Origin of the sequence: Desulfovibrio sp., from assembly GCF_047607245.1 — a bacterium.
In the GTDB taxonomy this organism is placed as follows: domain Bacteria; phylum Desulfobacterota; class Desulfovibrionia; order Desulfovibrionales; family Desulfovibrionaceae; genus Desulfovibrio.
Window position 1 is genome coordinate 1 of the sequence record NZ_JASGDK010000164.1, and the last position, 11,995, is coordinate 11,995.

The following is an 11,995-nucleotide window of genomic DNA, read 5'->3' on the forward strand; positions in this document are numbered from 1 at the left end:
GCCCACAAGAACAACGGTCATACAGGGCACAAGAGCCGTGAGCGGCAGAATGCGCAGGCCGCCGATATGCCACTCTGAAACCAGCCAGTCAGGCTGCAGCACAGGGCGCGGTTGGCCGGTAAAAATCACTACTGCCAGACTTTCAATAAAAAAGGAGACAGCAATGGCGCTTATGAGCGCCGAAATTCGCGGGGCGTCGCGCAAGGGGCGGTAGGCGACCCTTTCGATGACAACACCCAACAAGCTTGCACCCGCAACGGAAACCACGGCGGCCACACCCCAGGGCCAGCCGAAAGCAAAGGTGCCAAAAAAAACAAAGTAGGCGCCAATCATCAAGATGTCGCCGTGGGCAAAGTTAATAAGGCGCAAAATGCCGTATACCATGGTATAGCCGATGGCTATCAACGCGTAGAGCGACCCCAGGGTAAGGGCGTTAAAACAATGCTGCAAAAACATGTCAAGGCTCATGTGGCCACCTCAAGCTGCCGTTCAGGATAGCGACGGAATAAAGGGCACAGGTGCCCTTTCCGCCTGAACAGCGGCAAAAAAGAGAAAAAGCGCCCCGCGGCGCATGCGCCGCGGGGCCGGAAAAAACAACGAGCTTATTTAGGCGTCACTTCGCCCACGTATTCGCGCTTGCCATCTTTGTATTCAATGATGCCCACGGGCATTTCAGCGTCGTGGGAGGCATTGATGGAAAGCAGGCCAAGAGCCGTAGGCAGATCCTTGGTTTCAGCCAGAGCTTTGGCAATGGCCTGGGGCTCGGCGGAATTGGCACGCTTGATGGCATCAAGAATAAGGAAGTAGGTGTTGTAGCCAAGAGCGCCGTTAACGTTGGTTTCCTTGTCAGGATAGGCGGCCTTCCAGGCTTCGGTGAAGCGCTTGGCGGCTTCGCTCATGTTGGGCATGGCGGGGTCGTAAGGGAAGGTGGTGTGCAGGAAGCCTTCAGCAGCCTTGCCGCCGAGCTTGAGCGTGTCGGGGTTGTCCATAGCGTCCGCACCCATAAGGCGGAACTTGGCACCCAGTTCGCGGGCCTGCTTCATGATGATGGCGCCTTCAGCAAAGTAGGCGGGCATGAAGACGATGTCAGGATTCTGGGAGATCAGCTCGGTGAGCTGGGCCGTGAAATCCTGGTCGCCGGAGCTGTACTTGAGAGTGGCTACCACATCGCCGCCCTGCTTTTTGAAAGACTTGGTGAAGAAGCTGGACAGGCCGACGGCATAGTCATTGGTCATGTCCATAAGCACGGCGGCTTTCTTGAAGCCCAGGTTTTCACGGGCATAGGTAGCCGCAGCGGCGCCCTGATAGGGGTCAATAAAGCAGGCGCGGAAGTAGTACTTCTTGCCCTGGGTCACAAGGGGGTTGGTGCAAGAAGTGCCCACGCCGGGAACTTTGGCTTTTTCGGCGATTTCCGCACCAGCCATAGCCAGAGAGGAACCGTAGGTGCCGATAAGGGCCACAACCTTGTCACGTTCCACAAGGCGCTTCACGGCGTTTGCGGCTTCGACCTTGTCAGACTTGTTGTCCACAACAACCAGATCCACGGGGCGGCCCAGAACGGTGGGCATTTCCTTGTGGGCCAGACGCACGCCTTCAAGTTCAAGCTGGCCGCCAAAGGCATTTTGTCCGGTCAGGGGAAGGTATACGCCGATTTTGATAGGAGCGGCATCAGCGGCAGGCGCCTGGCCGGCAAAACCAAGGGTGAGCGCCAGCCCGGCCAGCGCTGCAAAAAGTTTTCCCAGTTTCATCCTTTCCCTCCAGGTTTTTTGTGTTGGCAGGGCTGCGCCAAAGGGCGGGCCACTAGGCCAGCACTATAAACAACTTGGGCATGGCCTGCAATTCAGAAAAGCCCATGACCGTATAAAAATCAGGCAAAAAGACTCGCATAGCGCGCAAAAAGCCGCTTGCCGGGGCGTGAAAAACGGTCCCACTCTCCTGTAAGGGCCAAACCGGGAACAATCGCCCGCACCACGGGCAGGTTAAAATCCTTGCGGCTGATGTCCACGTAAAGTGGACCTCTGCCGTGATCGCACAACACAGCTTCCAGAAGGCGGCAATTGTCAGCAGGCGACGAGAGGCTGTAGTCTGGCAAATCTTCAAGAAAACGCGCGGGTAGGCCTGCCAGGCCGGGACCGGAAGGCTGAGGAGGCGTCGTTTGCGCCGTGGAGTACGGCCACGGAGTTTCAGTGAGGGCAGCTATAGCCGCGCGCGAACCGTTCAGATTCGCCCCTGTGGCACGGGCGACGCTACCGTCGCGGCCCATGACAAAGCACTGATACACGGGCAGCCCAAATTCCGTGGTTATATCCTGAAACTGCACGTTGATGCCGCAAGCCGCGTAATCGTCCAGCAAGGACTGCATACGGGCGTCGCGGCTTTTCAGGGTAAAGCAGCGCGTACGGCTGAAAGGCGTGGTTGCCTCGGCATCCCGCTCAAAAATTTCGGTCAAGGCCGCCTGTCGGGCTTCATCCAGCGTGTTGCCCGAGGCAAGCCCTGTTGAGCCGCCTGCCAAAAACAGAGCGGGTTCATCCAGATTGCAGAACAAAAAGACTGCCTGAACAGGAACCAGCACTTCGTTTCCATCAGTGTTCGCGGCGCTGACCCAATGCAGGGGGGCATCCAGGTACGGAGCCTCAATGGGCAGAACATTGGGATCAAGGGCCGCCCTGCCCTGTTGCTGCAACTCGGAAAACCGCGCCTTCAAGAGCGGCATGGGATGTTTGCGGTGCAGCACCTGCCCGGCTTCACCCTTGCTGCCATCTTCAATCGGGCCAACGCTTACATAGGTACTGGCTCTCTCTACAATTTCCATTGCGTAGGAAGCACGGGCGGCTGCCAGCGACATTCCCCGGCCATAGGCAGTAGCCTTGCCGTGCAGGTGATGCCTGACAGCACCGCTATGCACCTCAATATCCACCTGCCAGGACCGTAAAAGGGCAATGGGGGAAAGTGAAGCTTCGTGCCGCATTTCAGGCCCGTCGACAGTAGCTGATTCCATAAGCGCATCCAGCGCGCGCAGAAATGTCTCCTGCGCTGGCGGGCGCTGCCACGCGGCTGCAGGATCGGCAGACAGCCGTGCATGATGCCTGGCCAAACTGTCCGTACTTGCTGCCATATCCCGGGCTGCCGCTTCAATTTCTTCCTGCGAAAACAGTGGCGGAACTCCGGCCTCGTCAGGACGCGGCAGAGCGTGGTGGTCGCAGATATTACTGCGGAACAGCTCACTCCAGGCAGCGCCGGCTTCTGCATCAGGCTGGCTGATGGCACGAAGATACAGGGCTGGGCTGGACGGGGCCAAAAGAACCGCAGCATCTGCGGGAAAATTCGCGCAAGCCTCAGCATGTTGCGGCAGCAACGTAGCGCATTCAAGCAACAGGGCCGCCAGCACAGGTCTGGTAAAGACATTCTGGGCAGCATCGTAGCACGAGGCCGCCAAACGGGCCAGCTCTTCGGTTTTTTCAGCGCTCAGCAGACGCAAAATGTGCTGATGCAGAAAATCGTCCATTGGTGCGGCTTCAAGGCGCTCCAATGCTGCGTCAAAACCAAGATCAGCGGGCGGCACGCATGAAAAATATCCAGTGGTGGCCTGTGTTTGCTCATGCGTATAGGCATACTCAAGCACAAGCAACTGGCCGCAAGAAAGGGGAATATCCCTGGTCATGTCAACTCTCTTTGACTGTTTGAGGCGAGGTATATTCCACACAACATACACTTTTACTGGGAAAATACCAGCGCAAAAGCGCTACGGCATGACAGTACAAAAAAAGCGGGCCGCAAGCGGCCCGCCAAATAAAACGAAAGCCCTGACAGGCAGGGCTTTCGAAAGGCGTATTAACGCTTGGAGTACTGGTACCGGGCGCGGGCAGCGCGCAGACCGTACTTTTTACGTTCTTTCTTACGGGCGTCGCGGGTGAGGAAGCCAGCCTTCTTGAGCATGGGGCGCAGGGCCGGATCAACCATCAGCAGGGCACGGGAAATACCGTGGCGCACAGCTTCAGCCTGACCAGTCACACCGCCACCAGCCACATTGATGCGCACATCAAGCTTGTCGGCAAGCTTGGAAAGCACCAAAGGCTGACGAATAATCATCTGCAGGGTCTTACGGGGAAAGTAGTCCTCGAAAGAGCGCCCGTTGACCGTGATGCCGCCGGAGCCGGCATAGATGCGGGTACGCGCCGTGGCGGTCTTGCGACGGCCGGTGCCGTATTCAAATTTCTCGCTCATGGCATTCTACTCCTTAATGCGGCAGCGTCAGCGGCTGGGGATTCTGGGCCGTGTGCGGATGCTCGGACCCGGCGTAAATCTTGAGTTTCTTCAGCATGGCGCGGCCCAGGCGATTCTTGGGCAGCATGCCCTTCACGGCGGCCATCAGGACGCGGGAGGGCTTGTCAGCGAGCACATCGCCGAGAATGGTGGTCTTAAGACCGCCAACCCAGCCAGAGTGCCGGTAATATTTTTTGTCGGCCAGCTTGTTGCCGGTGACCTTGATCTTTTCGCAGTTAACTACCACGATAAAGTCCCCGTTATCCATATGCGGGGCGAACTCCGGCTTATGCTTGCCGCGCAGGCGGTGGGCGATCTGGCTAGCCAGACGGCCGAGCACCTGATCCTGAGCGTCAACCACGAACCATTCGCGATTGATGTCTTTGGGGGTGGGGCTGAACGTCTTCATCGGAATGACTCCTCACATCTGCAAATATCAGCAGCCGTTGGCTGCAAAAAAGTTCATTGCGCGATAGCCGTCGAACGGGGGTGACGATATTTATCGCAGTAAAGATGGCTTCAATACGGCAAACGCCAGACACTGTCAAGAGCCGTCGCACTATTATGCGCCCAATGGCCGTAAAAACCGGACAGTGGCATGAAGCCCTTGAGCTTTACCCCATCTGCACCTATACTGCCAACTGTTTTTCCGACCCACACCCGGAGAAAATATGGCAGATATTCGCAAGAGCCTGCTTCAACTGATTTTTTCAGGCGCATACCTTTTACGCTGGAACGACAAGCTGCGCCCGGTGGAGCTGCTTGAAACAGACAAACAGGCACACAAAATGTTGCTGGCCTGTGTGCTGTGGCATGAAAACTCCCGCCACATGTCTGAAAAAGAGCGCGTAAGTCTTGCCACTGAAATCATCGAGGGCGGCCTGTTTGATTACTTTTACCGGCTCATCATCACCGATATCAAGCCGCCCATCTTTTACCGCATCAAAGAAAATCCCGAACAGCACCGCCAATTGACAGAGCATGTGCTTGACAGCCTGCAGCCAGCCTTGTCGCCCCTGGGGCCGTTCTGGCAACGCATGTGCCACTGGCACCACAACCCGGACGAAGACAGCCTTTCCCGCCGCATACTCACCGCAGCCCATCTTTACGCCTCACAGTGGGAATTTAATCTCATCAAACCGCTCAACAGCCCTTTTGATGACGAGATGGATGACATCGGCCAATCGTTTGTAGACAGGCTGGACAGTTTTCATGATCTGAAAGGGCTGGAACAAATGCGCCAGCCGGGCACAGCTCTTCTCAGGCTGGCCAACCTTTGCGGCCAATTGCGGTTCCAGATTCGCTGGACACAAGCGCCACGCATTCCAGCCACTTCGGTTCTTGGGCACATGTTTATTGTAGCCAGTTTTGCCTATTTTTTCAGTTTGTCTGTGAACGCATGCCGCGCGAGGGCCAACAACAATTTCTTTTGCGGGCTCTTTCATGATTTGCCGGAAGTGCTTACCCGCGACATCATTTCGCCTGTGAAGCGTTCCATAGCAGACTTACCTAAAATCATTAAAGAATACGAAGAAAAAGAACTGGAACGGCGCATTTTTACTCCCTTGCGCCAGCAGGGTTTTACTTCGCTGGTGGAGCGCATATCCTACTACCTGGGCCTTGAGGTGCAGTCAGAATTTCAGGAATGTGTTTGCCGCAATGGAAAAACGGAAAAGGTGCCTGATTTCGATGTTCTTCAGCGCCAATGCAACCAAGACGACCTTGACCCCAAGGACGGACGCCTCATCAAGGACTGTGACAACCTCGCAGCCTTTCTTGAAGCCCATAGCTCCATACGCAACGGTGTTTCTTCGCCGCACCTTCTGGAGGCCCGCGTTCGGCTGCTGACTTTTTTGCGCCAAAGCCCTCTCACCTGCCTCAAACTGGACGCCCTTCTGGCGGATTTTGACTAGCCCATGCCGATTATAACAAGCTTTTCCACTGTCCTACATAACAGGATGCCAGATTTCACGCCGTCAAAGCTGATTGCACTGCGAGCCCTGCTGCTTGCGCTGGCTTTCTGTTTTATGCCCTGTCAGGACGTTTTGGCCCTTACCGCCTCCAAAAATCTTTCATTTTATGCGCGAGATATGGAGTTTTATTATAAGGAAAAACGGGCTGAAACCTTGCCGGGCATTCTTCGCACTTTTGACGCACAGAACGTCCTTTATGACCGGCAGAAGCAGCTCACACTGGCCGCATTTCTTGCGGAGACGCTCAAGTCTGAATCCACAGCACGCCAGACCCTGCTGGCGCAGGTTCCTACACTGAGCCGGGACGGCAAGCGTACCCTGGCCTGGGCTGTGCATCTGGCGCAGCTCACAGATGAGGCCGCGCTTATGAGCCAGTTGCTGGACCAGCGCGATACCGTGCTTTTGCAGCAAATACGCCAGAACCCCACGCCCCTGTTGCAGTGGGACATCACCAGCGAGAAAACCGTTCTCCAGATGTATTGGGCCGCATACACAGCCTCGGGCAATGTTGCCTATCTGGATGCCATTATTGACGCGGCCCTGCGCTATGCAGATCTCAATTCCAGCGGCCGCCAGAATGACCCGGCCTTTCCCGTGAGCCAGACCGCAGCAGCGTCACTATACGAGATGAGCCCCCGTCATGAGGCTGTGCAAAGCCGTGTTGAGCAGAGGCTCAAGGGTCTTTCCGGCCCACAGGCCGAAACTTTGCGTACCGTATTACGCAAGTAGCCACCGTAGCGAACCCTTTTGACAAGAAGCTTTGCTCCGGGCAAACCCCGCCGCGAGAACGCACATCCACTCCACAAATAATGGACAACTTCTGAAGTAAGAAGCGCTGCCTTCACGCGAGTACGCATTGCTGGCAACCCGCCATAGCGCCACGCAACTGACCTGACAGTTGCGCTGTCATTCCCACACAGCCCCACCAATCTGATAGCACGAGTTTTCGCCGCCACTCACAGCAAGGGTATTACCACAAGCAGAACTGCCATTAGCATAAGGCAGGCCCCGGCCAGAACTTCAATAAGGCCCAGTCGCTTCCGCAAAATATTCTGCACGGCAGGATGGGCAATGGCAGCAGCAAGCCCGGCATCCCAGGCAAACACAAGCCCAGCCATCCACGCGCCTGCAAAAAGCTGCTGTTTCAAGCTGGCGGCTGACCCCATAATGGTTGTCATGAGTGTGAGATAAAAAATGGCGTTTTTAGGATTGAGCAAGGCCGATGCCAGCCCGGTGAGCAACTGCCTGCCAGCAGCAAGAGGAACTGCCGCTGTGAGGCGCAAGTCTGCTGGCTGCCGTCCTGAACGAACAAGAGCCCAGCCTATCCATAGAAGGTAGCACGCCCCTGCCAGCTCTACGCAACGGTAAAGCCACGGCCACTGCCGCACGAAAGACCAGCCCGAAATGGCCAGAGCAATATAGAGGGCATTACCCAAAGCAATGCCAAGGCAGATGAACGCCGTTCCCCGCAAGCCACGCCGCACGGCGTGCCCCACCACCAGAAAAAAATCAGGCCCGGGGCTGAGCAAGGCCATAAAGTGCGCCAAAGCCAGAGCAGGAAAGGTAGGGGCGATAAATTCCGCAAGAATCTGTGTCATGAGCTTTTGCCTCCAACACAGACTCTACGCCTCCGGCAGCCTATTTCTTGTACGAATGTGACCCGCCTCTGCGGTAGCAGCCGGGCGTAACGGAATAAAACTTCACGAACATGCGGTGCAGATGGCTTTGATCTGCATAGCCCACAGCAACGGCGGCATCAGCAATGCTTTTGCCCTGACGCAGCAGGCGGCGGGCCTTTTCAAGGCGCAGGCAATGCAAATAGCTCCCTGGCGGAAGCCCTGCGCCTCGTCTGAAAGCGCGGGAATAACTTTCGCGGCACAGGCCGGATTTTTTCGCCAGTTGCGCTACCGCATGCCGCTCTGTGGACAAGCTGCCCTCTTCTTCATCTGGCAGAAATTGCGCCGTAATTGAAGGATGTACCACAGCGGCCCTGAAGCAATGGTACTCGCCCTGCAACCGGATCAGAAATGACAGCAATGCCTGCTCGCTGCTCGCCTGCCCGGTGACCACGGCTTGCACGATATCAAGGGCGCAGGCAAACAGCGCACGGTCACGTATCTGTGGCAGCGCCACTTCATAGTTTTCTGGCAAAGCTAAAGCCGGGCAGACATTCTGCGCAAACCAGCGGCTATCAATATGGGCCATGTGATAACTTCGGGCTTGTGCCCCCACGGGGTTGCAGCTGTGGGGCACGCTCGGCCCGATGAGCACAAGATCGCCCTCTCTTGCTTCATGCGTCTGGCTATGAGGCTGACCATGAAGCTGAAAGCACGTACACCCTTCAAGGATCATCCCCAGCGACAGGCTGGAATGGAAGTGCTCCGCATATGGCTGCACACTGCCCAAGGTAGTGCGCACCTCCACAAAAGGGAGGGATTGCGGGGCCGTGAAGGTCTGCACGGCAATTGGCGCATGGTACCGCATGGCTCTACCGGGGTAAAAGGTGAAGGTGGTGGAACTGCTTACAAAAATTAGGGCAGAAACAGCACATTGCAACTGGGACATTTAAACTTTGAAAAGGTAAACACCCTGACACTGCACAAGCGTGCAGCACACCGCAGCGCTACATGGATTCTGCCGAAGTTTGCATTTCCGGCAGAATGGCAACCTTGGAATATAAAGCAGTTCAAAATGAATTTGCCTTAGATGTACTACTCCAGCAGGTTGCCCCTTTACCAATCACCGGGTGAGGACGAAGTTGAACAACCTGTTAATACTCAACATCCAGAGAATGTCGTCACGAGATGAATTTTCAGTCATATCAGGTAAACCAAGCCTTTTATACCAGAAGTGTACTCTGATGGTACTCGACCGGAATAAAAAGAGACGTTCGACGCAAAAATAACTGAAAAGGCGCTCGTGGCGATGTCGCCCAGAGCATTTCAACGCCAAAGATGTTGAAATGCTCGACGGCAAATAGGCAGAACCGTCCGCCGCAAGGCGGCGTGGGTTTACCTGAAAACCGCGTGTTAGGATAAATGTCAGCTTTGAAACTGGCTACAGCTTCAAAGCGAATCAATTCTAATGAGCGGAACCCCAATTATCTCCCACACCCCAATCAACCACAAGGGGGACTGAAAGAGGTTCGTTGCCCGGCATGACCGCACCCATCAGATCGGCGACGCGCTTTCCAACGGTCTGGGCAGCTGCCTGCGGCACTTCCAGCAGGAGTTCGTCATGTACCTGAAGAAGCAGGCGCGCCTTGCTGTCTCGCAGTTGGGTATCCTCGGCCACAGCCAGCATGGCCAGCTTGATGACGTCAGCTGCCGATCCCTGAATGACGGTATTTATGGCCTGTCGACGGGCCAGCGCATAGGCTTGCCCATTGGCCGAATGAATATCGGGCAAAAGCCTGCGGCGTCCACCAAGCGTGGTAACGAAGCCCTGACGTTTTGCTGTGGCTTCAACGGACTCATAAAATTCTTTGAGGCCCGTGAGGCGGGAAAAGTACCGTGCAATGAATTCCTTGGCTTCATTCGTGGTAATTTTCAATTCCTGAGCCAGTTTTTGCGCTCCCATGCCATAAATAAGACCGAAGTTGATGGTCTTTGCATTGCGCCGCTGGTCTGCGCTCACTTCTTCTGAGGGCAAATCATAAACCAGGGCGGCTGTACGGGCGTGAATATCCTCGCCCTTGCGGAAGGCTTCAAGCAAGGCCTCGTCCTGCGACATATGCGCCAGAACACGCAGTTCCACTTGCGAGTAGTCGGCAGAAACAAGCGCGAGGTCCGGCCCCGCTATAAAGCAGGAGCGCATGCGCTTGCCAAGCTCACCCCGCACAGGAATATTCTGCAAATTCGGGTTGCTTGATGAAAGTCTGCCCGTGGCCGTGGCTTTTTGATTAAAGGTGGTGTGAACACGCCCATGCTTGTCCACAAGACGCGGCAGAGGGTCAAGATAGGTGGAGCGCATTTTTTCAAGCTTGCGAAACTGAAGAATACTGTCCACCACAGGGTGGCGGCCCGCCAGTTTTTCAAGGGTTTCCTGGCTGGTAGAAGCCTGCCCGCCCTTGGTTTTGCGTGGCGAGGGAAGCTCAAGAGTACTGAAAAGCACGTCCCCAAGCTGCTGCGCCGAACGGATATTGAACTCCTTGCCTGCCACCGCGTAAACTTCGGCTGTCAGCCTGTCCAGCTGGGACTGCACGTCGGCAAGAAACGTTTCAAATGCCGCAGCGTCAATGGCTATGCCCCGCCCTTCCATATCTGCCAGCACAGGGGTGAGCGGTAGTTCCAGCTTTTTATAGAGTTCCAGCAAATCATCCTGCTGCATGCGGGACTCAAGCACCGCCGCCATACGCAAGGCAAGCTGCGCAGGGCCGGGGCCGTCTGTGCGCAGGGGGCCGCCCCAGTGAACGGCCAGACGAGGCCATCCGTAATCGCTTTCTTCCGGATTGATAAGATAGGCGGCCAGCCCAAGATCCATGAAGAAATCAGGCGATTTTTTCCGCAAAAGCTCACGCCAGCAGGGGGCTACGGACAAGAGGTTCTTTATGTCAGGCGTAACTATGCGCCGGGCGTCAGAGGCCCAGCGGCACAAGTCGTCCACACCGCCAGTCCAGCAGATGTCTTCGCAATCAGCCACAGCCGCATGAGGCGCAGCCCCAGTACCCCTAGGCCACACAAGGGCCACATCAAGGCCCTGGCAATCTGGAAGATCTGTAACGGCACCCACCTGAGGCGCCACTTTTTCTTCGGCCACATCAAGAAGACTCATTTGCGCGCCCGCCCCTCTGGGAAGCTGGGCCGGAGCTGCTTGCTGCGCTGAAGCTGTGGACGCACCGCGCGCGCCTTCATTGGAAGATGTGCCAGTTTCAGCGCGTTCGCTGTCACTCTGCGCATGCACCTTTGACTCTTCTTTCGCCCTCACAGGCTGCCCGGAAAGCTGCATCCGCTCCAATGAAGCCATTTCACGGCGCACTGCATGAAGTTCAAACTCTTCGGCCAGGGCCGCACAGCGCTCAGCGTCAATGGGGCGCACCAGCAAATCGCTCAGTTCAAGTCCGGTGCAGACATCCAGCGAAAGCGTGGTCAGCTTGCGCCAGGTAAACATTTCATCCAGATGACTGCGCAGCTTGTCCTGCATTTTGGGCGGCAACAGAACAAAATGGTCGCGAATATCCTCAAGGCTCGGACATATCTCAAAAATTTTGGCAGCGGTCTTGGGGCCGATGCCCGGCACGCCCGGGATATTATCGCTGGTATCCCCAACAAGGGCCTGCACATCGGGCCACTGGGAAGGAGTCAGCCCGCTTTCTTCCGTAAACTGGGCGGCAGTAAGCAGTTTTTCATCCTTGAACGCCGGGTCCCACATGAAAACGTTGGGACCAAGGCATTGTTTGAGGTCCTTGTCGCCACTGACAATGACCACCGGGCGCTCTTTTGACAGGCGCGCGGCCAAGGAGGCTATGCAGTCGTCGGCCTCGCAGCCGTCGGAAATCTCCAGGCTCATGCCAAGGGCGGTGACCATGCGCTCGATAGGTTCCATCTGGCGGATCAGGTCCTCAGGAGTGGCATCGCGGTTGGCCTTGTACAAGGGAAAAATATCATGCCTGAAATTCTTGCCTCTGCCATCCTTGACGAAAAGAAAATACTGCGGCCTTTCCTCACGCAAGATGCGCAGAAGTACGCGAGTCACCACTACCAGGGCGTTGGTGGGAAACCCGTCCGAACGCTGCATGTTTCTGTTGGCAAAAAAACCCC

Annotated in this window: 10 protein-coding genes; 2 read left to right on the forward strand and 8 right to left on the reverse strand. The window is 56.1% G+C overall.

Features of this window, described 5'->3' with window-relative positions:
- The 5 genes from QM579_RS12295 to rplM all read right to left on the reverse strand — a co-directional run.
- A partial coding sequence (locus QM579_RS12295) for a branched-chain amino acid ABC transporter permease (RefSeq protein ID WP_414999428.1) occupies positions 1–468 on the reverse strand: 468 nt, incomplete at its 3' end.
- Between the two features lie 134 nt (positions 469–602).
- Positions 603–1,748: an ABC transporter substrate-binding protein gene (locus QM579_RS12300; RefSeq protein ID WP_414999429.1), complete on the reverse strand. Its 1,146-nt coding sequence runs from the start codon at positions 1,746–1,748 to the stop codon at positions 603–605.
- Positions 1,749–1,867: 119 nt separating this feature from the next.
- On the reverse strand, positions 1,868–3,661 hold the full coding sequence (locus tag QM579_RS12305; RefSeq protein ID WP_414999430.1) for a YcaO-like family protein: 1,794 nt from the start codon (positions 3,659–3,661) through the stop codon (positions 1,868–1,870).
- Between the two features lie 170 nt (positions 3,662–3,831).
- Positions 3,832–4,224: a 30S ribosomal protein S9 gene (rpsI, locus tag QM579_RS12310; RefSeq protein WP_183718183.1), complete on the reverse strand. Its 393-nt coding sequence runs from the start codon at positions 4,222–4,224 to the stop codon at positions 3,832–3,834.
- A gap of 13 nt (positions 4,225–4,237) precedes the next feature.
- Entirely contained in the window at positions 4,238–4,672 is a 435-nt protein-coding gene (rplM, locus tag QM579_RS12315; protein ID WP_183718182.1) for a 50S ribosomal protein L13, read from the reverse strand.
- A gap of 262 nt (positions 4,673–4,934) precedes the next feature.
- On the opposite strand from rplM, the gene QM579_RS12320 reads away from it, so the two are divergent.
- Together QM579_RS12320 and QM579_RS12325 are read left to right on the forward strand one after the other, a co-directional pair.
- On the forward strand, positions 4,935–6,176 hold the full coding sequence (locus QM579_RS12320; protein ID WP_414999431.1) for an HD domain-containing protein: 1,242 nt from the start codon (positions 4,935–4,937) through the stop codon (positions 6,174–6,176).
- A 114-nt stretch (positions 6,177–6,290) separates the two neighbouring features.
- A complete protein-coding gene (locus QM579_RS12325; RefSeq protein WP_414999432.1) occupies positions 6,291–6,965 on the forward strand; it encodes a translation initiation factor 2 in 675 nt (224 codons plus the stop codon).
- 227 nt (positions 6,966–7,192) lie between these two features.
- On the opposite strand, the gene QM579_RS12330 is transcribed toward QM579_RS12325, so the two are convergent.
- The 3 genes from QM579_RS12330 to QM579_RS12340 form a co-directional block, all read right to left on the reverse strand.
- Complete coding sequence (locus QM579_RS12330; protein ID WP_414999433.1) at positions 7,193–7,834, reverse strand: LysE family translocator; 642 nt, start codon at positions 7,832–7,834, stop codon at positions 7,193–7,195.
- A gap of 40 nt (positions 7,835–7,874) precedes the next feature.
- Positions 7,875–8,801, reverse strand: a complete 927-nt coding sequence (locus tag QM579_RS12335; protein ID WP_414999434.1) for an AraC family transcriptional regulator — start codon at positions 8,799–8,801, stop codon at positions 7,875–7,877.
- Positions 8,802–9,317: 516 nt separating this feature from the next.
- The coding region (locus QM579_RS12340) for a DNA polymerase I (protein ID WP_414999435.1) at positions 9,318–11,995 on the reverse strand (2,678 nt) is incomplete at its 5' end.